The 21,105-nt window shown below is 71.6% G+C and carries 21 protein-coding genes; 20 read left to right on the forward strand and 1 reads right to left on the reverse strand.

What is annotated here, in order from left to right; translation table 11 throughout:
* Window positions 1-139: 139 nt before the first annotated feature.
* The 15 genes from topA to VKT83_17590 all read left to right on the forward strand — a co-directional run bounded on the left by topA (window position 140) and on the right by VKT83_17590 (window position 15,185).
* Window positions 140-2,275, forward strand: coding sequence for a type I DNA topoisomerase (gene topA, locus VKT83_17520; GenBank protein ID HLY24268.1), 2,136 nt, complete (start codon window positions 140-142; stop codon window positions 2,273-2,275).
* Between the two features lie 13 nt (window positions 2,276-2,288).
* Window positions 2,289-2,840 (forward strand): ATP-dependent protease subunit HslV, encoded by a 552-nt coding sequence (hslV, locus tag VKT83_17525; protein HLY24269.1) that lies wholly within the window; start codon window positions 2,289-2,291, stop codon window positions 2,838-2,840.
* Between the two features lie 41 nt (window positions 2,841-2,881).
* Window positions 2,882-4,291, forward strand: coding sequence for an ATP-dependent protease ATPase subunit HslU (gene hslU / locus VKT83_17530; protein HLY24270.1), 1,410 nt, complete (start codon window positions 2,882-2,884; stop codon window positions 4,289-4,291).
* Between the two features lie 290 nt (window positions 4,292-4,581).
* Window positions 4,582-5,397, forward strand: coding sequence for a 30S ribosomal protein S2 (gene rpsB, locus VKT83_17535; protein HLY24271.1), 816 nt, complete (start codon window positions 4,582-4,584; stop codon window positions 5,395-5,397).
* Complete coding sequence (tsf, locus tag VKT83_17540; GenBank protein HLY24272.1) at window positions 5,397-6,026, forward strand: translation elongation factor Ts; 630 nt, start codon at window positions 5,397-5,399, stop codon at window positions 6,024-6,026. The genes rpsB and tsf overlap by 1 nt, the downstream gene beginning before the upstream one ends.
* Window positions 6,023-6,781 carry a UMP kinase gene (pyrH, locus tag VKT83_17545; protein HLY24273.1) on the forward strand — a complete coding sequence of 253 codons (759 nt, stop codon included), beginning with the start codon at window positions 6,023-6,025 and terminating at the stop codon, window positions 6,779-6,781. The genes tsf and pyrH overlap by 4 nt, the downstream gene beginning before the upstream one ends.
* Entirely contained in the window at window positions 6,762-7,316 is a 555-nt protein-coding gene (frr, locus tag VKT83_17550) for a ribosome recycling factor (protein HLY24274.1), read from the forward strand. Before pyrH ends, frr begins: the two co-directional genes overlap by 20 nt.
* The gene (locus VKT83_17555; protein HLY24275.1) at window positions 7,316-7,624 is read left to right on the forward strand and encodes a PASTA domain-containing protein; all 309 of its coding nucleotides are present in this window, start codon (window positions 7,316-7,318) and stop codon (window positions 7,622-7,624) included. Before frr ends, VKT83_17555 begins: the two co-directional genes overlap by 1 nt.
* Before the next feature lie 83 nt (window positions 7,625-7,707).
* Window positions 7,708-8,442, forward strand: a complete 735-nt coding sequence (locus VKT83_17560) for an isoprenyl transferase (protein HLY24276.1) — start codon at window positions 7,708-7,710, stop codon at window positions 8,440-8,442.
* Window positions 8,435-9,328 carry a phosphatidate cytidylyltransferase gene (locus VKT83_17565; protein HLY24277.1) on the forward strand — a complete coding sequence of 298 codons (894 nt, stop codon included), beginning with the start codon at window positions 8,435-8,437 and terminating at the stop codon, window positions 9,326-9,328. Before VKT83_17560 ends, VKT83_17565 begins: the two co-directional genes overlap by 8 nt.
* A complete protein-coding gene (locus VKT83_17570) occupies window positions 9,325-10,485 on the forward strand; it encodes a 1-deoxy-D-xylulose-5-phosphate reductoisomerase (GenBank protein ID HLY24278.1) in 1,161 nt (386 codons plus the stop codon). Before VKT83_17565 ends, VKT83_17570 begins: the two co-directional genes overlap by 4 nt.
* A 37-nt stretch (window positions 10,486-10,522) precedes the next feature.
* Complete coding sequence (locus VKT83_17575) at window positions 10,523-11,566, forward strand: M50 family metallopeptidase (GenBank protein HLY24279.1); 1,044 nt, start codon at window positions 10,523-10,525, stop codon at window positions 11,564-11,566.
* Between the two features lie 24 nt (window positions 11,567-11,590).
* Window positions 11,591-12,718, forward strand: coding sequence for a flavodoxin-dependent (E)-4-hydroxy-3-methylbut-2-enyl-diphosphate synthase (ispG, locus tag VKT83_17580; protein ID HLY24280.1), 1,128 nt, complete (start codon window positions 11,591-11,593; stop codon window positions 12,716-12,718).
* 164 nt (window positions 12,719-12,882) lie between these two features.
* Window positions 12,883-14,103, forward strand: a complete 1,221-nt coding sequence (locus VKT83_17585) for a methionine adenosyltransferase (protein HLY24281.1) — start codon at window positions 12,883-12,885, stop codon at window positions 14,101-14,103.
* 20 nt (window positions 14,104-14,123) lie between these two features.
* On the forward strand, window positions 14,124-15,185 hold the full coding sequence (locus tag VKT83_17590) for a hypothetical protein (protein HLY24282.1): 1,062 nt from the start codon (window positions 14,124-14,126) through the stop codon (window positions 15,183-15,185).
* Here VKT83_17590 and VKT83_17595 read toward each other — a convergent pair.
* Window positions 15,182-15,844 (reverse strand): class I SAM-dependent methyltransferase, encoded by a 663-nt coding sequence (locus tag VKT83_17595; GenBank protein ID HLY24283.1) that lies wholly within the window; start codon window positions 15,842-15,844, stop codon window positions 15,182-15,184. The two genes, VKT83_17590 and VKT83_17595, sit on opposite strands and share 4 nt — an antisense overlap.
* A 160-nt stretch (window positions 15,845-16,004) precedes the next feature.
* Between VKT83_17595 and VKT83_17600 the strand changes: the two genes are divergently transcribed.
* The 5 genes from VKT83_17600 to VKT83_17620 all read left to right on the forward strand — a co-directional run.
* Window positions 16,005-16,385, forward strand: coding sequence for an FmdB family zinc ribbon protein (locus VKT83_17600; protein HLY24284.1), 381 nt, complete (start codon window positions 16,005-16,007; stop codon window positions 16,383-16,385).
* On the forward strand, window positions 16,363-18,243 hold the full coding sequence (locus VKT83_17605; protein ID HLY24285.1) for a hypothetical protein: 1,881 nt from the start codon (window positions 16,363-16,365) through the stop codon (window positions 18,241-18,243). Before VKT83_17600 ends, VKT83_17605 begins: the two co-directional genes overlap by 23 nt.
* Window positions 18,240-18,941, forward strand: a complete 702-nt coding sequence (locus tag VKT83_17610; protein ID HLY24286.1) for a hypothetical protein — start codon at window positions 18,240-18,242, stop codon at window positions 18,939-18,941. Before VKT83_17605 ends, VKT83_17610 begins: the two co-directional genes overlap by 4 nt.
* Window positions 18,938-20,521 (forward strand): hypothetical protein, encoded by a 1,584-nt coding sequence (locus VKT83_17615; GenBank protein HLY24287.1) that lies wholly within the window; start codon window positions 18,938-18,940, stop codon window positions 20,519-20,521. The genes VKT83_17610 and VKT83_17615 overlap by 4 nt, the downstream gene beginning before the upstream one ends.
* Window positions 20,518-21,105: AAA family ATPase (locus tag VKT83_17620; protein HLY24288.1), on the forward strand; the 588-nt coding region annotated here is incomplete at its 3' end. The genes VKT83_17615 and VKT83_17620, both read left to right, overlap by 4 nt.

The following is a 21,105-nucleotide window of genomic DNA, read 5'->3' on the forward strand; positions in this document are numbered from 1 at the left end:
TTTGACAATAACAAAGGTTGGGGTATAGAATCCACCGACGATGCCGTTATTTATATGGAAGTAACATACGGCAGCCGACGCACCATCTGTCAGGCACCGCCCGGCCGCGGCCGGGCGGCGAAGCAACCGGAGGGATAGAGTGGCGAGATCACTGGTCGTCGTCGAATCACCGACCAAGGCGAGGACGCTCAAGAAGCTCCTCGACGGCCGGTACGACGTCATGGCCTCGATGGGACATGTGAAGGACCTCCCGCGCAGCCAGCTCGGCGTGGACGTGGAACATGAGTTCGCGCCGAAGTACCTGGTGCCGAAGGGCAAGGGTCCGATTATCAAAGAGCTCAAGTCGGCGGCCAAAAAGGCCTCGACGGTCTACCTGGCCACCGATCCCGACCGGGAAGGCGAGGCCATCTCCTGGCACCTCTCCAACATCCTCGGACCGGTGAACGACAAGATCAAGCGGATCGAGTTTCATGAAGTAACGCGCGACGCCGTGCGCCGGGCCCTCCAGCATCCGCGCAGCATCGACACGAGCCTCGTCAATGCCCAGCAGGCGCGCCGGATCCTGGACCGCCTCGTTGGATATAAGCTCAGCCCGCTGCTCTGGCGCAAGGTCCGGGGCGGCCTGAGCGCGGGACGGGTGCAGTCGGTCGCCGTGCGCCTCATCGTCGAACGCGAAAAGGAAATCGAAGCGTTCGTTCCACAGGAGTACTGGTCGATCACCGCCCGGCTCATCCAGACCGGGGCCGCGACCCCGCCGGTGGCCGACGCCTCGTTCCAGGCCAAGCTCATCGGCAAGGGGTCGGAGAAGATCTCGATCGGCGGCGAGGCCGAGGCGAAGGCGCTGGTCGCGGAGCTCGAGCGGCTGCCGTACGTCGTCGGCGAGGTCCGCCGGCGGGACCAGCAGCGGAACCCGGCCGCGCCGTTCACCACGAGCACGCTGCAGCAGGAGGCGAACCGCAAGCTCGGGTACTCCGCGGCCCGCACGATGGTTGTGGCCCAGCAGTTGTACGAGGGCCTCGACGTCGGGTCGGAGGGCACAGTCGGCCTGATCACCTACATGCGCACCGACTCGGTCAATATTGCCGAGTCGGCCCAGCAGCAGGCGCGGGAGTACGTCGCCGCCGCCTACGGCGCCGAGTACGTGCCGGAGAAGCCGCGCCGCTACACCTCCCGCCGCGGCGCGCAGGAGGCGCACGAGGCGATCCGGCCCACGTCGGTGCTCCGCACGCCGGATGCGGTCCGGCCGCACCTCAAGGCCGACCAGTACAAGGTCTACAAGCTGATCTGGGAGCGGTTTGTGGCGAGCCAGATGGCGTCCGCCGTGATGGACACCCTGGCGGTTGACATCACCGCCGGTCCGTACCTGTTCCGCGCGACCGGGTCCCGCGTGAAGTTCCCCGGGTTCCTGCGCGTGTACCTGGAGGGCCGCGACACGGACGAGGACGAGACACCGGAGGGCTGGCTGCCCGACCTCACCGCCGGCGAAATGCTGCGCCTCCTCGGCCTCGATCCGCAGCAGCACTTCACGCAGCCGCCGCCCCGCTATACCGAGGCGACGCTGGTGCGCGCGCTCGAGGAGCGCGGCATCGGCCGGCCGAGCACGTACGCGCCGATCATCGAGACGATCAAGCACCGCGGATACGTCGAGCTCGAGGACCGGCGGTTTTATCCGACGGACCTCGGCACCTTGGTGAACGCGCTGCTCGTCGAGCATTTCCCGAACGTGCTCGACGTGGAGTTCACCGCCCGGATGGAAGAAAACCTCGACAAAGTCGAAGAGGGCGCCGCAGACTGGATCGGTCTGCTGGCCGGCTTCTACGGGCCGTTTTCGAACGAGCTGTCGAAGGCCGAGCAGGCGATCGAAGAGGTCGAGATGACGCCGGAGGAGATCGGCGAGGCCTGCCCGCGGTGCGGCAAGCCGCTCGTCAAGCGGCGCGGCCGCTACGGGGAATTCATCGCGTGCTCCGGGTATCCCGAGTGCTCGTACACCCGGCCGGTCGGGATCGGCGTGCGCTGTCCGGTGGACGCCGGCGAGGTCGTCGAGCGGCGGACGCGGAAGGGCCGCGTCTTCTACGGCTGCGCGAATTATCCGGCCTGCACCTACGTGTCATGGGACCGGCCGACCGGACGGATGTGCCCCACCTGCGGCTCGATGCTGGTCGCGAAGCGCGCGCGCCGCGGTACCCCGCCGACGATCGTCTGCAGCAACAAGCAGTGCGCCTACAAGGAAGTCCCCCAGCCGCGCGAGGCGGAGCACGCCGGCGCCCGTCCCTGAGGCGGCACGCGTCATGGAGCGTGCGCGCCACCGGCTCGCCATCCGTTCCACGACCGTTGTCGCGGTGCGCCGCGGCGGTCGCGTGGCCGTCGCCGGCGACGGGCAGGTCACCGTCGGATCGACCGTGCTTAAGCACGGCGCGCGGAAGGTCCGGCGCGCGGGCGACGGCGTGCTGCTCGGGTTCGCCGGGTCGGCCGCGGACGGCCTGACGCTCTACGACCGGCTCGAAGAGAAGCTGCGCGAAACGCGCGGCGATCTCACCCGCGCCGTCGTGACGCTGGCGAAGGAATGGCGGTCCGACCGCGTGCTCCGCCGCCTCGAGGCGCTGCTCGTGGTCGCCGACAAGAGCCACCTTTTCGTCCTGTCCGGCAGCGGGGACATCGTCGAACCGGACGACGGGGTGGCGGCGATCGGGTCCGGCGGTCCGTACGCGCTGGCCGCGGCGCGCGCGCTCCTCAAGCACTCCTCGCTCGACGCCGAGGGCGTGGCCCGCGAGGCCCTCCGCATCGCCGCCGAGATCTGCGTGTACACCAACGACCAGGTGACGGTCGAGGTGCTCGACTAGCGGTGCGTCCGCCGGACGGCCGTCCCGACCCCGCGCTCTCCATCGAGACGCTGACGCCGCGCCGGATCGTCGAGGAGCTCGATAAGTTCATCGTCGGCCAGGCGCCGGCCAAACGGGCGGTCGCGGTCGCGCTGCGCAACCGGTACCGCCGCAGCCGCCTCGGGCCGGAGCTGCGGGACGAGGTCATTCCGAAGAACATCCTCATGATCGGGCCGACCGGCGTCGGCAAGACCGAGATCGCGCGGCGGCTCGCCCGGCTCGCCGGGGCGCCGTTCGTCAAGGTCGAGGCGACCAAGTTCACCGAAGTCGGCTACGTCGGCCGCGACGTCGACTCGATGGTCCGCGATCTCGCCGAGACCGCCGTGCAGATGGTGAAGGCCGAACGCGTCGAGGCCGTGCAGGAGCGCGCCGCGGCCCATGCGCGGGACCGCCTGATCGAGATTCTGGTGCCGGCCCCGCGCCGCGAGGCGGGCCTCACGAACCCGCTCGAGGTGCTCTTCGGCGGGCGGCCCGGGCAGGTACCCGAGCCTCCGGCCGGCACCGCCGCGGCCGGAGGGGTCGAGGCCGGCGACCTCGCGGCCCGGCGGGCGGCGATGCGCGACCGGCTCGACCGGGGCGAGCTCGACCGCGACCAGGTCGAACTCGACGTCGAGGAAACGTCGACGCCGACGCTGGAGGTCTTTTCCGGCCAGGGCGTCGAGGAGATGGGCGTCAACCTCCAGGATCTGTTCGGCACGATCCTGCCGCGGCGCCGGAAGCGCCGGCGCACGACCGTCGCTGAGGCGCTGCGGATCCTGACCTCGGAAGAAGCCCAGAAGTTGATCGACATGGATGAGGTCGTCCGCGAAGGCGTCCGGCGGGCGCAGGAGGCCGGCATCGTCTTCATCGACGAACTCGACAAGATTGCCGGCCGGGAGGGCGGGGCGGGGCCCGACGTGTCGCGGGAGGGCGTGCAACGCGACATCCTGCCGATCATCGAGGGCTCGACCGTTACGACCAAGTACGGGCCGGTGCGCACCGACCACGTGCTGTTCATCGCGGCCGGCGCCTTCCACGTCAGCAAGCCCTCGGATCTGATTCCCGAGCTGCAGGGGCGGCTGCCGATCCGCGTCGAGCTCGCCCCGCTCACCGAGGCGGACTTCGTGCGGATTCTGGTCGAGCCGTCCAACGCGCTGACCAAGCAGTACGCGGCCCTGCTGGCGACGGAGGGAGTGGCGGTCGAATTTCCCGACGACGGGATCCGCGAGCTCGCCCGCATCGCGCAGGAAGTGAACGGCGAAACGGAAGACATCGGGGCCCGCCGCCTGCACACCGTCCTCGAGAAGGTGACCGAGGACCTGTCGTTCGCCGCGCCCGAGGCGCCGGCCCGCGTCGTCATCGACGCCACCTACGTCCGCGAGCGCCTCCGCGGCATCCTCGACACCCGCGATCTCAGCCGCTACGTCCTGTAAGGCGATCGGTTCGAGACCGGGCCGACTTCCCCGTTACGAGGACTCCCATCTCAGGCCGGCTCGGTATTCCGAACGGCCTTCGCCGGGAGCCCTCGCCCCGACTAGGCGGTCGAGGTCTCTTACCGTTGTCTATGCGCACGCGTCGCTGCACGGCGTGTGTTATACTACGTCGAGGATTCTCACACGCCCGCGTGACCGCGCCGGCGGTGCCCGGGGACGCGTAATGCGTACTCCGGGTTCCGGGGCGGGATGATCCGGGCGGAGGCTAAAACCGGACGGGAGGTAGTATTGTGGCCGTTGTGACGATGAAGCAGTTGTTGGAAGCCGGGGTGCACTTCGGGCACCAGACACGCCGGTGGAACCCGAAGATGGCTCCGTTCATTTTCACCCAGCGCAACGGGATCCACATCATCGACCTGCAGAAATCGGTGCCGCTGATTGACACGGCCTACCGGTTCGTGCGCGACACCGTGGCGCAGGGCGGCACGGTGCTGTTCGTCGGCACGAAAAAGCAGGCGCAGGACGCCATCCGCGAGGAGGCGACCCGGGCGCACCAGTTCTACGTGAACCAGCGCTGGCTCGGCGGCATGATGACGAACTTCTCCACGATCAAGAGCCGGATCGAGCGGCTGCACGAACTCGTGGACATGCGGGACAACGGCACGCTCGAGATCCTGCCGAAGCGCGAGCAGACGCAGCTGATGGACGAGCTCGCGCGGCTCGAGAAGTACCTCGGCGGCATCGCGACGATGCGCGCCGTGCCGTCGGCGGTGTACATCGTCGACACGCGCAAGGAACATATCGCGATCGCCGAAGCGCGGAAGCTCGGGGTGCCGGTCGTGGCCATCATCGACACGAACTGCGACCCGGACGAGGCGGCGTACCCGATTCCGGGCAACGACGACGCGATCCGCGCGGTGCGCCTCATCACGAACCGGATCGCCAACGCGGCGCTCGAGGGCTACGAGGAGCGGCGCAAGGCGGAGATCGTCGAGGAAGAGGCGGCCGCGGAGGCGGAGGGCGTCGAGCCCGCGCCGATGGCCCCGCTGCCCGGCGAAGAGGAAGTGGTGGAAGAACCCGCCGAGGAGCAGGAGGTCCAGGCCTGATGCCGGACCGCAAGGGCGCAGCAACGGAAGTGACGGCCGCGCAGGTCAAGGCGCTGCGGGAGCGCACGGGCGCCGGCATCATCGACTGCCGCAACGCGCTCGCCGAGTGCGCGGGGGACGTCGAGAAGGCGGTGCAGGTGCTGCGCGCCAAGGGCCTGGCCGCGGCGGCGAAGCGGACCGGCCGCGTCGCGAACGACGGCATCGTCACCTCGTACATCCACGCCGGGGGCCGTCTCGGCGTGCTCGTCGAGATCAACTGCGAGACGGACTTCGTCGCGCGGACCGAGGAGTTCAAGACGCTGGCGCGCGACATCGCGATGCAGATCGCCGCGACGGATCCCCGCTACGTTTCGCGCGAGGAGATCCCCGTGGACGCCCTCGACTCGGAGCGCGCCGCCTACGTCGCCCAGGCGATCGCGGACGGCAAGCCGGAGGCGATCGCGGCCCGCATCGCCGAGGGCAAGCTCGAGAAGTACTTCTCGACCGTGTGCCTGCTCGATCAGCCGTTCATTCGCGACGAGGGCGCCAAGCCGAGGACCGTGGGCGAGGTCGTGCACGACGCGATCTCGCGCACGAAGGAGAACATCAAGATCCGCCGGTTCGCCCGGTTCAAGCTCGGCGAAGCATGACCGACGGGCCGGCGCCGCGGTACCGCCGCGTCCTCCTCAAGCTCAGCGGGGAGGCGCTCGCCGGCTCGGGTGACAAGAGCCTCGATTCGGACGTGCTGCACCTGGTGGCGCGGGAAGTCCGCGCCGTCCGGCAGTCGGGTGTCGACGTGGCGCTGGTCGTCGGCGGCGGCAACATCGCCCGCGGCGTGCAGGTGGCGGCCCGGACCGGCGTCGCGCGGGTGACCGCGGACTACATGGGTCTCCTCGCCACCGTCATCAACGCGCTCGCGCTCCAGGACGCGATGGAGCGCGAAGGGCTCGAGACCCGCGTCCAGACCGCCATCGAGATGCACCAGGTCGCGGAGCCCTATATCCGGCGGCGCGCGATCCGCCATTTGGAGAAGGGGCGGGTCGTCGTCTTCGCGGGCGGCACGGGGAGCCCGTACTTCACGACCGACACCGCGGCCGCCCTCCGCGCGATCGAGATCGAGGCCGGCGCGATCCTGATGGCCAAGAAGGGCGTCGACGGCGTGTACGACAAGGACCCGCGGGAGTACCCCGACGCCGTCCGGTTCCGGACCCTCGACTACATGGAGGTCCTCAACCGCGGCCTGAAGGTCATGGACGCCACGGCGACCTCGCTGTGCATGGACAACGGGATGCCCATCATCGTGTTCGATATCGCGCGGCCGGGGAATCTCGGGCGCGCGGTGCTCGGCGAAGAGATCGGGACGCTGGTTGGGGGAGGGAGCGCCGATGCACGCGGTCGTCGCTGATGCGAAGACCCACATGCAGAAGGCGGTGGACGCCACCAAGCGGGAGTTCGCGGGGGTCCGGACGGGGCGCGCCAGCCCGGCGCTGCTTGACCGCGTGAGCGTCGATTACTACGGCGTTGCGACGCCCGTCACCCAGGTGGCCAACGTGTCCGTGCCGGAGGCGCGCCTCTTGGTGATCCAGCCCTGGGACAAAGCGCTGATCAAAGAGATCGAGCGCGCGATTCTGAAGTCCGAGCTCGGGCTCACCCCGTCCACGGATGGGGCGGTGATCCGGCTGCCGATCCCGTCACTCACGGGCGACCGGCGCAAAGAGCTGGTCAAAGTCGTGCACAAGCAGGCCGAGGACGGCCGGGTGGCGGTCCGCAACATCCGGCGCGACCATCGGGAGAAGCTGGAGCGGCTCGAGAAAGCCGGCGACCTGTCGAAGGACGATGCCCGCCGGTACCAGGACGAGCTGCAGAAGGTCACCGACCAGTACATCAAGGAAATCGACACCCTGCTCGCGGCCAAGGAGAAGGAGATCACCGAGGTCTGATGCGCGCCGCGCCCCCTAACGTGGTGGGGTATCTGCTCGACGAGGCGCGCGCGGTCCTCGCCGAGGCCGGATGGAGCGACGTCGAAACGACGGAGACGCATCCGCCCCGGCGCGGGCTGCTTCCGCCCTTCCGCGTACTGCGGCAGCGCGCGGCCGGCGGGCGCATTGCGTTGGTGATCGCCGGCGAGCGCAGCGAAACCTCCGGGACCGGTGGCACTGCCTCTGGGCCTGCGGCGCGAGCCAAAGCGCGGCGCCTCACCTCCGATCAGGGCGGGGGCGGCGTCGCGAACGAGGACGCGCGCACGTGAACGCGTCGGGCTCCGGGGCCGCACGGACTCGGCCTCCTCGTGACGGGGAGGCCGAATCTGCCGTACCGGGCGCCCTCGACAAGATGGACGCGGCCGCGGTGCTCGACCGGACGCGGATTCCGCGGCACGTCGCCATCATTATGGACGGCAACGGGCGCTGGGCCGAGCGGCACGGACTCTCGCGTGTGGAGGGCCACCGCGCCGGCCGGGAGGCGCTGCGTCACGTGCTGCGCGGGGCGTGCGAGTGCGGCATCGGGATCCTGACCCTGTACGCGTTCAGCACCGAGAACTGGCGGCGCCCGGCGGACGAGGTGCACGCCCTGATGGCGCTCCTGCTCGAGTCCCTGGACGGCGAAGCCCAGGAGCTGCACACGAACGGGGTCCGCTTTCGCGCCTCCGGGCTGGTCGAGGAGATGCCGCCGGCGGTGCAGGATGCGATCCGGCGCGTCACGTCCCTCACGCAGGCCAACCGCACGATCACGCTCAACCTCGCGCTGAACTACGGCGGGCGCCGTGAGTTGACCGAAGCGGTCCGCCGGATCGCGCGCGTCGTCGCCGCGGGCGGGCTCACCCCGGACGCGATCGACGAGCGGACGATTGCGCGCCATCTGTTCTCGCCGGACCTGCCGGACCCCGATCTCTTGATTCGCACGGGCGGGGAGCAGCGGCTCAGCAACTTCCTGCTGTGGCAGGCCGCGTACACGGAGCTGTACTTCACCGACGTGCCGTGGCCGGAGTTCACGCCCGCGCATCTGGTCGAAGCGGTGGTGTCCTACCAGGCCCGCGAGCGGCGCTTCGGAGGCGTGGACCGTGGATAGCGCGCAGGACGTCGCGGCGGCGGTCCGCCGCGACGACGCCGGGGTCTCCGCGGCCGGGCGCGGCCGCACGCTCGCGCAGCGGGCGCTGACCGCGGTGTGGGGCGTGCCGCTCGTCGTCGCGCTGGCGCTGCTCGGCGGGCCCTGGCTGCTCGCCGGCGTCGGCATCCTAATCGTCGTGGGGCTCCTCGAGTTCTACCGGATGGCCGCGCGCGCCGGCTACCAGCCGATCTGGGAGGCCGGGCTCGCCGCGGGCCTGTGGCTTGCCGTCGCCGCGGCGTGGCCGGGCGCATGGCCGGCCCGCTGGGCGCCGCTTGTGCTGCCGGTGCTGCTCGTCTACACGATCCTGACGCAGCTGCGTCGCGGCCATCCCGACCGCTCGCTCGTCAACACGGGGCTCACGCTCCTCGGTGTGCTCTACGTCGCGTATCTCGCGACCTACCTGATCCGGCTGCGGGCGCTGCCGGTCTTCCCCGGCGGGCGGCCCAGCGCAATCCCGGTGCTGCTGGTGATCTGCGCCGTCTGGGCCGCGGACAGCGCCGCGTACTTCGTCGGGCTCAGCATCGGCCGGCACAAGCTGCTGCCGCTCGTGAGCCCGCATAAGTCCCGCGAGGGCGCCGTCGCGGGGGTGGCGGCCGGCATGCTTGCGGGCTTGGCGTTCGCGTGGGCCGGGGCGGTTCCGGTCGCGCTCGCCGTCGCGGTGGGCGGGTTGTGCGCCGGCGCCAGCATCGTCGGGGATTTGTGGGAGTCTTCGATCAAGCGTGAGGTCGGGGTCAAGGACGCCGGGTGGGTGCTGCCGGGCCACGGCGGCATGCTCGACCGCTTTGACGGGCTCCTGTTCGCGGCGGTCACGGGATACGCGGTGATGCGGGGGTGGCTCGGTCTGTGAGGCGGCGGATCGCGCTGCTGGGATCGACCGGTTCGATCGGGCGGGCGACGCTCGACGTCGTCGACCGGCTGTGCGGCGCGGGTGTCGAGATCGAGGTGGCGGCCCTCGCGGCGCGCCGCGACGTCGCGACGCTGGCCGGGCAGATTCGAAAATACCGGCCCGCGGCGGCGGCCCTGCAACGCCGGGAGGATGCCGAAGCGCTGCGCGCGGCGGTCCCGGGCTGGGACGGCGAGGTGCTCTCCGGTCCGGAGGGGCTCGACCGTCTGGCGGCCTCGGGCGTGGATCTCGTCATGGTCGCCGTGGAAGGCGTCGCCGGACTGCCTCCCACGCTGGCGGCCCTGCGCGCCGGCGCGGACGTCGCGCTGGCGACGAAGGAGGCGCTCGTCGCCGGGGGCGCGCTCGTCGTGGAGGCCGCCGCCCGCGCGGGACGGCGCCTCCTGCCCGTCGACAGCGAGCATTCGGCGATTTTTCAATGTCTCGAGGGACGGCCGTCCGCCGACGTGGCGCGCCTGTGGCTGACCGCGTCCGGCGGACCGTTTCGCCGCACGCCCGCCGACGCGATGGCCCGGGTAACGCGCGAGGACGCGCTGCGGCATCCGACGTGGCAGATGGGTCCGAAGGTGACGGTGGACTCCGCCACCTTGATGAACAAAGGCCTCGAGATCATCGAGGCGCACTGGCTGTTCGGTGTGGCGCCCGAGCGGATCGACGTCGTGATCCATCCGCAGAGCATCGTGCACTCCTGCGTGGAGATGGTCGACGGCTCGATCCTGGCGCAGCTCGGACCGGCCGACATGCGGCTGCCGATTCAAACGGCGCTCACGTATCCGCGGCGCCTGCCGCAGGCGATCGCCCGCCTCGACCTTCGCGCGCTCGGGGCCCTCGAGTTCGAGGCGCCCGACGAAGCGCGGTTTCCGTGTCTCGGATTGGCCCGCGAAGCGCTGCGGCGCGGGGGCACCGCCCCCGCGGCTCTCAACGCCGCGAACGAGGCCGCGGTCCGGCTTTTTCTCGACGACCGCATCGGGTTTACGGACATCGCCCCGGCGGTTCGCCGTGCGCTCGACGCCCACGTGCCCCGTCCCGCCGCATCGCTCGCGGACGTGGTTGCGGCGGATCGCGAGGCCCGCGCCGCTGTAGCGGCGGTGTGTGCGGCATAATGGAGATCATAAGGATGAACGAAACGGGGGATCCGGTGTGTCGACGATAATCCTGGCCGTGCTGGCCTTGGAATTGATGATCCTGGTGCACGAGTTGGGCCACCTGATTGTGGCGAAGCGGGCCGGCATTCTCGTGCACGCGTTCGCGATGGGGTTCGGCCCGCGGCTCGTCGCATTCACCCGCGGCGAGACCACCTACAGCCTCAACCTGCTGCCGATCGGCGGCTACGTGAACATGGCGGGCGAGGACGCGGACAGTCCCGACGTCCCGCCGGAGCGCACCTTCCGCGGCAAGTCGGTGGCGTGGCGGCTCGCCGTCGTGCTGGCCGGTCCGGCGATGAACTTCGTGCTCGCGATCGTGCTGCTGGCGGCGGTCGCGACATCCTACGGCATCCCGCTGCGCGTCAGCACGCGGGTCGGCACACTCGTGCCCGGCTACCCCGCGGCGCAGGCCGGCCTCCAGACCGGGGACACGATCATCTCCGTCGACGGCCGGCCGATGCGCGACGGCCAGCAGATGATCGACCTGATCCACCGCAGCGGCGACCGGACGCTCGCGATCCTCGTGCAGCGCGGCCCGCGGCGCTTCATCCTGCACGTGCGGACCCGCTTCGATCCCCGGCAGAAGGTGTGGATCACCGGGTTCTCGCCGACCGTGGTGCGCGGCCGCCTCGATCCCGTGCGGGCGGTGGGCTGGGGGGCCGTGACGACGTTTCGCGACGCGGGCGCGTATCTCGCGGCGCTCGGCAATCTGATCCAGTCCGGCCGGCTGCTCGGCGAGCTCGGCGGTCCGGTGACCGCGGTCAACGTGCTCGGCCAGGCCGCCCACGCGGGCGGCGAGACGTTCCTGTACTTCACCGCGTTCTTCAGCATCATCATCGGACTGTTCAATCTGTTTCCGCTGCCGGCGCTCGACGGCGGCCGGGCCGCGTTCCTCGTGGTCGAGGGCCTGCGCCGGCGCCCCGTCGATCCGCGCCGTGAGGGCTACGTCCATCTCGTGGGCCTCGCGCTGCTGCTGTGTCTGATTCTGGCGCTCACCGTGCGGGACGTGCTGCATCCCGTGCACTTAACGCTGCCTTAGCATGACCGTGCTACAATAGTGCCGATGAATCGGACCGAGACGCGGCGGGTGCAGATCGGACCGGTGCCGGTAGGCGGCGGCGCTCCGATCGCCGTCCAATCGATGACGACGACCGACACCCGCGACGCCGACGCCACGGTCGCCCAGATCCTGGCGCTCGAGCAGGCCGGGTGTGAGATCGCGCGGGTGGCGGTGCCGGATCGCGCGGCCGCCGACGCGCTTCCCGCGATCAAGGCCCGCATTCACGTGCCGCTCGTCGCCGACATCCACTTCGACTATCGGCTGGCGCTCGCGGCCCTCGTCGGCGGCGTCGACAAGCTGCGGCTCAATCCCGGCAACATCGGCAGCGACGACCGCGTGCGGACCGTCGCGCGCGAGGCGAAGGCCCGGGGCGTGCCGATCCGGGTCGGCGCGAACGTCGGCTCGCTCTCCAAGGAGATGCTGCGAAAGTACGGGGAGCCCTGCGCCGCGGCGCTGGTCGACAGCGCCCTCGACGAGATCCGGATCCTCGAGGACCTCGATTTCCACGACATCGTCGTGTCGGTCAAAGCCAGCGACGTCGAGATGGCGCTCGACGCCTACACCGCCATCTCGGAGCGCACGGCGTACCCGCTGCACGTCGGCATCACTGAGGCCGGGACAACGTGGGCCGGCACCGTCAAGTCCGCGGTCGGGCTCGGCGCGATTCTCTCGCGCGGCATCGGCGACACGATCCGCGTCTCGCTCGCGACCGATCCCGTCGAGGAAATCAAAGCGGGGTTCGAGATCCTGAAGTCGCTCGGCCTGAGGATGCGCGGGCCGATCCTGGTCGCGTGTCCGTCCTGCGGCCGCGCCGACGTGGACATCGTCGGGCTCGCCGAAGAGGTGGAGCGGCGGCTCGCCGTCTACCCCGTGCCGGTCAAGGTGGCGGTGATGGGTTGCGCGGTGAACGGCCCCGGCGAGGCGAGGATGGCCGATCTCGGCGTCGCCTGCGGCAAAGGCATGGGCCTGATCTTCAAGCGCGGGCGTATCGTGGCCAGCCTTCCGGAAGCGCAGTTGCTCGAAGGCCTGATGAAGGAAGTCGAGGTCGTGGTCCGCGAGAAGCAGGCCGAGGCGGCGGACGCCGGCGTGCCGGCACCCGTCGGCGGCGGCGGCGGCGCGGCGGAGAGCTAGGTCGGCCGGCGGCGGCCGGTCCGGTTGCCGCCGCTTCTGCTTCGCGACGAGATCCCCGCACACACGCGCGCCGGTCACGGCGGCGCAGCGCCGCGCGCCCGCAGGGGTTCGGGGCGGTGCGGCGAACCAGCATGGTCGAATCTACGGGTGGAGGAAGTAGCGCGATGCGTGATATCAAGGTCGAAACGCTGCCGGGGGTGCCGGTCGGCGAGCTGCAGGTGGAGATGGTCGAGCGCAAAGGGGTGGGGCATCCGGACTCCATCTGTGACGCGATCATGGATCGCGTGTCCGTTGAGTTGAGCAAGGAGTACATCAGCCAGTTCGGGCACATCCTGCACCACAACATCGACAAAGCGTTCCTCGTCGCCGGCGACGCCGACACGCGGTTCGGCGGCGGTTCCATTCGTGAACCGATGCGCCTCATTTTCGGGGACCGGGCCACATACGGCATCAACGGGCGCGAGCTGCCGATTCGCGAGATCGCGATCCGGACCGCGAAACACTGGATCCGCGAGAATCTACGATTCGTCGATCCCGGCGGGCCGGACGACCAGGACGGCCCGCACGTGACCTACCAGCTCGAGCTCAAGCCGGGGTCCGCCGAACTGGTCGACATTTTCAGCCGCGACACCACCGGCGCCAACGATACCTCCGCCGCGGTCGGATACTGGCCGATGACCGAGACGGAGCGGATCGTGCGGGAGACCGAGCAGTACATCAACTCCCGAACGTTCAAGGAAGAGTTTCCGGAGGCCGGCGAGGACGTCAAGGTGATGGGCGTGCGGCTTGGGCCGGAGCTGCGCCTCACCGCGGCCGTGGCGTTCGTCGACCGGTTCGTCGAGGGCGAGGATCAGTACTTCCGGCGCAAGCGCCAGCTGCACGAGTCGGTCGTGGAGTTTCTGAAGAAGCGCACGACCCTGGAGCGGGTGCACTTCGACCTCAACACGCTCGATGAGCCGGGGCGCGGGCAGAACGGCGTGTACCTGTCGGTGCTCGGCACGTCCGCGGAGTCGGGCGACAGCGGGCAGGTCGGCCGCGGCAACAAGGTCAACGGCGTGATCGCGATCAACCGGCCGATGGGCACGGAGGCGGCGGCGGGCAAGAACCCCGTGTCGCACGTCGGCAAGATCTATTCGGTGTTCACGCATCAGGTGGCGCAAAAGGTGTACGAAGAAGTCTCGGGCATCCGCGAAGTGTACATTTGGATGGTCAGTCAGATCGGCAAGCCGATCGACCAGCCGATCACCGCGGCCCAGATCATCCTCGCGAAGGGCGTGCGCCGCGGCGCCGTGGAGCGTAAGGTCCGCGACGTCGTCGATCGGGAACTGGCCGGCATCAACGTTTTCTGCCGCGACCTCGCCGGCGGCAAATACACGGTCTGCTGACGCCGCGGCCGTCACGCGCGGTGGTGCGATGGGCACGGCTGCCGGGAGCGATCCTGGCGGCCGTGTTCGTTTGCGGCGCCTGCGCGATTCAGCGCGTCCCGATCGGCGCCGGGCCGCCGTTCCTCCGGTCCGCCGGCTTGACGCGTGTGTCGGACCTCCGCGCGGTCAGCCCGCCCGCGTGGGCGCCGGACGGACGGCATCTCGCCTTCAGCACCGCCGACGCGCTGTGGAGCGTGCGCGCGGTGGCGGGAGACCTCGACCGCCGGCGCATCGCGGCCGTCGCGGGCGCCGTGCGCGTCGCGTGGTCGCCGGACGGCCGCACGCTCGCCGCGCTGGCCGGAGGACGCCTGCTCAGCTTCGCCCTTGACGATCCGTCGCCGCACGCGCTCGTCCCCGCCGTGGGCATCAAGGATTACGCGTGGCCGCGGGCCGGGGCCGGCCCGGCGTACGCAACCGCGAACGGAGCCGGCACCGCGCTGTGGACGCTGCCGGCCGCCGGGGGTGTCGTTCGCATCGGATCGCTGCCGCCCGGCCTCGAGATGCGGACGCTCGTGTGGCTGGCCGGGAACGCCGGCCTGGCGGTGGTCGCAGGGGATCGCGGCGCCGCCGCGGACCGCGTCGTGTTCATCCGCCTCGGCGTCCGCGTGGCGCCGCGCGTGCAGGCCCTGCCGATCGGTGGACACGATCCCGTGCCGTCGCCCGAGGGGCGCTTCATCGCCTACCTCGACGACGCGGCCGCGTCCGGCGCGGGAGACGGCGGCGAGACCCGCGTCGCGGTGATGCGCGCGGATGGGACCGGCCGCCGCGCGCTCACGCCTCCGGGGCGGTACACCGGCGTCGCGTGGTCGCCCGCGGGGACCGTGGTAGCCTACGCGCGCCAGGAGGGAGACCGGGCCGCGCTCGAGATCGCCGATGTGCTCACCGGGGAACGGCTGTGGCTCGGCGACTACCGGCCCGAAGTGGCCCCGCCCCAGGCGCCGCTCGCGATCGTATGGGCGCCGGACGGGACGCGGCTGGCCTTCGGGACCGATACCGGAAGCCGCGAAGGATTCGTCTGGGTGGCGACGCTCGAGCGCCGCTAGACCGGCGTGGGGCCGGCGGGCCGGCGCGCGAAGATGTACGCCCGCCGGCTCTGGTACTCGACCTGCGGCGCATACGGCCCGCGCTCGACGAGATCTTCCACGACGAGACCGGCGAGCTCCAATTCGCGCCGTATCGCCGGCGGCTCGAAGAACAAGAACTCCAGGTCAATCGGCCGGCCCCACAATTCGCGCTCGCGGAGCGTGTCGCGTCCGGCATGCAGCGCGAGCAGCAGCAAGCCGCCGGGCCCCAGCACGCGCGCCATCTCCCGGAACACCACGGGGAGCGAGCCGGCCGGGATGTTGACGATCGCGTAGAAGGCGGCGATTCCGGCGAGCGCGCCGTCGGGAAGATCGAGCGCGAGCATGTTGCCTTCGCGGAAGGCGATGTCCGGGTTGAGCCGCCGCGCCTCCGCGACCATGCGCGGAGAGAGATCCAGGCCGAACACCGCGGCGCCGGCGTCGCGCAGGTAGCGGGCGACCTGCCCGGGCCCGCAGCCCATGTCGCACACCTCGCCGCGTCCCGCGACATCGGCGGCGAAGCGGTCCAGCAGGCGCCGATCGAGCGGCTTGTCTCGCAGCTCGTCGAAGAGGCGGCGGGCATACTCGTCCGCCACGCGGTCGTAACTTTCGCGGATCGATCGCAAGATGCGCTCGGCCACGCAGAGCCTCCCGGACGCCCCCGCGGGGGGGCGCCGCCCGCGCCGTCATTGTACTGCCTTGACACAATCTCCGGCCGGCGAGACAATGAACCGGTAATGATGGGCGGCGGCCCCGCCAGCCATGTGGCGGGGCCGTGGCACACGTGTGGGGGTGAACCGAGTGCCGACCTACGAATACCGCTGTCCGCGCTGCGGGCATCAGTTCGAAGCGAGGCACGCGGTGAACGCCGCGCCGCCGAAATGTGAGCGGTGCGGCCGCGCGGTGCGGCGGGTGTTCACACCGGTGGGGATCATTTTCAAAGGCACAGGCTGGCATATCACGGACTACCGCAAGACCCCGGCGCCGGTTGAGGGCGAGACGAAGAAAAGCGAGTCCGCCGCGTCCGGCAAGGCCTCCGGCGACGGCGGAAAGAGCGGCTCCGCGGCCGCGGACGGCGGCAGCAAGTCGAGCGACGGCAGCACGTCGAGGGGCGGCACGAAGTCCGACGGCGCGCGATCGAAGCCCGCGTCGCGAGCCGGTGGCGGCCGCTCCGGCTCGTAGCAGCGGCGCCGGCGCGAGGGCGCGGCCGATCGGCCGCGCCCTCGCGCTGTCAGTGGCGCTGTGCGCGGTCGCCGGTGGACCGGCCGTGATGACCTGGTCGCCGGCGGCGGCGCAGACGCCGCTCGCCGTCGCGGTGGGCTTCGACGGCGCGGTGCGGCCCGGTGCGCCTACACCGCTCGAGGTGCGGACGCCGCCGATGTCCGCGGGAGGCTCCGCCGAAATTGTGGTCGAGACGGACACGCTGACGCCGGGCACCGGCCGCGCGACCGTGTCCACCGTGGTGCCCTTCCAGGCGGTCGCCGGGGCGTCGGAGCGGGTGCGGGTGCCGGTGGTCATCGAGGATGTGCGGCGCCCCGTCCGGGTGCGGCTCATGCTCGGCGGCCGGCTCGTCGCCCGCGCCCAGGTACCGCTCGATCCTGCGCGTGTGGCCGGCCGGCTCGTCGTGCTCGTCTCGGAGGTACGCGCCGGCCTCGGCGTGCTGCGGCGCGTGGATGAGCGCGCCGTCGACGCCTACGTCACGGCCGACGCGCTGCCGGCGCGGTGGCAAGAGTATACGGGCGTGGATCTCCTCGTCCTGCGCGACCTCGATCCCGCGCGTCTCGGCGAGGCGCAGCGCACGGCGCTGCTCACGTGGGTGCGCCTCGGCGGCCGGCTCGTCGTGATCGCCCGGCCCGGGGTGCCGCTGCCCGACTTTCTCGCGCCGATTCTGCCGGCGCATCTCGCGGGCGCGCACGCGCTCACCGCTCCCGCGGATCTCGCCGCTCGCTTCGGCGGTGCGGTTCCCGCCGGGCCGATCGCAGCGGTGGCGTTGATCCCGCAGCCGGACGCCGAGCTCGTGCGCGCGGGCGGCATGGCCGTGGCCGCCGGGGCGGCCGAGGGCGACGGGTACGTGAGCGTGTGGGGGATCGATCCGACGGTGCCGCCGCTCGCGGAGTGGGACGGCCGCGCGCGTTTGTGGGCGGCCGCGCTCGGCACGCCGCGGCCCGTGCTCGCCGATGCCTCGGTGCTGGCCGACCGGCTGAGCCCGCGCGCGGCGGTCGACCGATTCTCGCACGTCGCCGCCGGGCTGCTGATCGCGCTGTACGTCGCGGGGCTCGCGGTCCTGCGCCGCCGCCGTCCCACGCCGGCGGGTGCCGCGGCCGGCGCGGCCGCGGCCGCGCTCGCGATCGCGGTCTTTGTGACGCTCGCGGTCGGCGCGCGTGCACGCTCCACCGCTCTTACGCAGGTCGCCCTACTGCAGCAGGCGCCGGGAGCGCCCGTCGCGCGCGCGCTCGTCGTCGCCGCGGCGACGGTGCCCTACGGCGGGCCCGTCGACGTGACGGCGCCCCCCGGCGCCGCGGCGGCTCCGGTGGCCATGACGGGCGATCTTCGCGTCCGGTGGCGCGACGCCACCGCGGAGCTCGCGGGGGTGGCGCGGCCGGACCGGCCGTGGGTGTTCCAGGCGCTGGCCGCGGTGCCGCTGCGTACGTCGGCGGCCTTCGACCCCGGCGCGCAGACCTTGACCGTCGATCTCGGTCCCGCCGGACTGCGCAGCGCGGCCGTCTGGTGGCACGGGCTCGTCTATCCGCTCGGCGATCTGCCGGCGGGCCGGATCGTGCGCCCCGTGCCGGAGATCGGGTGGCGCCGTGCGTCGGACGTCGTCGCCGACGATCAGTCGCCGGGGCGGTTTTTCCGGGCCCCGGACAGCCAGGCTCCCGGCGCGATTGCGCGGTGGCCCCGGGCGGTGCTGATCGGCGAGTGGTCCGGTCCGGCACCCAGGTTTGTGCTCCCCGAGCGCGCCGGCGCAGGCCGGGTGGAGGAGGACGTCGTGCTCGTGGTGCCGATCGAAGGCCCGGCGCCGCGGGGGGCGCAGCCGTGAGCAACCCGGTGCTGCGCGGAGACCTGCGGGCGCGGGCCGCCAGCCGCAAGGTCTTCGCGATCGAGCTATTCTATCTCGGGGTGCTCGGCGCGCTGGCCTGGCTCGGCATGCCGCCGGAACTCGGCCCGCAGACCGCCGAACGAACCGCGAGCCTGACGACCGCGCTGCTCGCCGTCCAGGTCATCCTCGTGACCTACTTCACGTCGGCCTGCGCCGCCCAGGAGATTGCGGTGGAGACTGAAAAGTCTCCGGTCGATCTGGTCTTCGCGCCCTTTGCGCCGCGGTCGATCGTCGCCGGCAAGAGCGTCGCGACGCTCGTCACGGTCGGCTATTGGCTGCTGCTCGGGGCGCCGTTCGTCGCGCTGTCGGCCGGCATCCGTCAGGACTCGGCGGCCGGACTCGCAAGCGCCGGCGCGTTGATCGTCGTGGTGGCGTGGAGCATGGGACAACTGGGGCTGTGGCTCGGCATCGCGATCGAGTCGGAGTTCTCGCGGACGCTCGCGCATTGGGCATTGCTGTTGCTGGTCTTCGTCGGCACGCTCGCGCTGCCGCTGCCGGCGCGCACGATCAATCCCGTGCTCGGCGTCGCCGCGGCGCAGCGTGGGGTCTTGCCGGCCGCGGTCTACGCCGTGTACGTCGCGTTCGGCCTCGCATGTGACGGGGCGGCGCGCCTGACGCTGCGGCGGTATCTCACGTGAACGCGTCGCCGGAAGCCCGCGAGCTGCACCGGCTGCTGCAGCCGGTCGTCCGCCGCCTCGCGATCGCGGCGGCGGTGCGGCGGCTGGCGCGCGCGATCGCCGCGGCCGCCGCCGCGCTGCTCGTCTGGGCGCTCGTGACCGCGGTCATCCCCATCCCGTTTCCGCTGTCGCGCATGCTGCCGTGGGTGGCCCTGGCGCTCGTCGCCGGGGCCGTGGCCGCCGTCTGCTGGCGCCGGCCGCCGCTTCTCGTGGCTGCCCGCGTGGCCGACCGGCGCGCGGGGCTCGCCGACCGGCTCGGGACGGCCGTTGATCTCCTGGCGCGCATCGAACGTCCGGTGGGGCTCGTGCGCCTCCAGATCCGCGACGCGTTGTCGGCGGCGGCAGGACTCGAGCCGCGCGCGGTCGCCCCGATTCGCGCCCCCGGCGACGCCTGGCTGGCGTTCGCGCTGTGTCTCGCCCTTGCCGCCTGGTCGTGGTTGGGCGCGGGATTGGCCGTGCCCGGCACGCCCGCCGGCCGCATGGCGGCGACAATTCACCGCGAAGGCCGCGTGCTCGTCGACGTCGGCCGCCGCTTGGATGAGACCGGCCGCGCCGGACACCTGCCGGAAGCGCTGCGCACCGCGCCGGCCGTGCAGGGTGCCGGCCGCCGTCTCGAAGCGCCGCGCGTCGGGTGGGACGACGCGATGGGCCAGGTCCGCGAGGTCGTGCGGCAGCTGCAGGCGGCGCAGGACAGCGTGCGCCGGCAGATCGACGAGGCGATGTCTCCGGGGCGCGCCGGGCGTCCCGGTACCGGGAAGCCCGACAGCGCGGCGGCCCGGCGTGCCGATCAGGCGCAGCGGCTCGACGCGGCGCGGCTCGCGATGGAAGACCTGGCAGGCGCGCTGCGCCAGGGCACCGGCACCGGCATGTCCGCGGATGAGCTCGCCCGGCGCCTGCGCGCGCTCTCCGAATCGCTCGATCAGTTGGGCGCGCCGCCCGGCGTGCGGGCGGGCGTCGACCGCGCCCGCCGCGCGGCGGAAGGTGGGCAGCGCGGCGCGTCGTCGGCCGCGTTGGGTGAGGCGTTACAAGACCTGCAGGGCCTCGAGCGGATGCTGGGCGACGAGCAGGCGCTCGGGGACGCCCGGCGGCAGGTCCAGCGTTCGGCGGACCGCATCGCTCAGGCCGCGCGAGGCGGCGGAAGCGCACAGTCGGCCGAGCAGCCCGGGCCCGATACGTCATCGCAAGCCGCGTCCGGCTCGAACCCTCCGACGCCCGGCGCCGACGAGACGACGGCGCCGCCGCCCGGGCCGAACCAGGGGAGTCTGCCCGGCCGCGGGACCGGCGGAACCATGGGCGCCCCTACACCGCGGCTCGGGGGAACCCGGACGCAAAGCCGTCTCCAAGGGCTGCCGGGACCGGGGTCTACCCACGTGCGGGAGATCGTGGGGCCCGGACGCGCCGCGCCCGTGCAGCACGCCGCGGCGCCGCCGCCGGCGGACATCGCGCACGAGATCGACCGCGCGCTCTCGCAGGACCCGCTGCCGCCGGGGTACGTGACGTTGATCCGCCGGTACTTCGATTCGCTTGGAGGCGCACCATGAGCCCTGCCGACCGTCCGGCACCCGATCTTGCCGCGCAGACCGTCGAGGAGTTCCGGCGCACGTTCGGGCTCGTGCGCGGGGAGCTGAGCCGCGTGATCGTCGGCCATCAGGAGCTGCTCGACCTCGTGGTCACCGCGCTCTTTGCCGGCGGCCACGTGCTGCTCGAGGGCGTGCCCGGTCTCGGCAAGACGCTGCTCGTGCGCACGCTCGCCCAGGCGCTGGACGTCCGATTCGCCCGGATCCAGTTCACGCCCGACCTCATGCCGGCCGACATTCTGGGCACCAACCTCGTCGTGCAGGACGACGCGGGCCGCCGCCGGTTCGAGTTTCAGCCCGGCCCGATCTTCGCGCAGATCGTCCTCGCCGACGAGATCAACCGCGCGACGCCGAAGACACAGTCGGCGCTGCTCGAAGCGATGCAGGAGCATCGCGTGTCGGTCGGCAAGCGCACCCACGTCCTCGAAGAGCCCTTCGTCGTCCTCGCGACGCAGAACCCGCTCGAGATGGAGGGCACGTATCCCTTGCCGGAGGCCCAGCTCGACCGGTTCCTCCTCAAGCTCTACGTGCGCTTTCCCGATCGCGAC

Source organism: bacterium, assembly GCA_035308905.1.
GTDB lineage: Bacteria > Sysuimicrobiota > Sysuimicrobiia > Sysuimicrobiales > Segetimicrobiaceae > DASSJF01.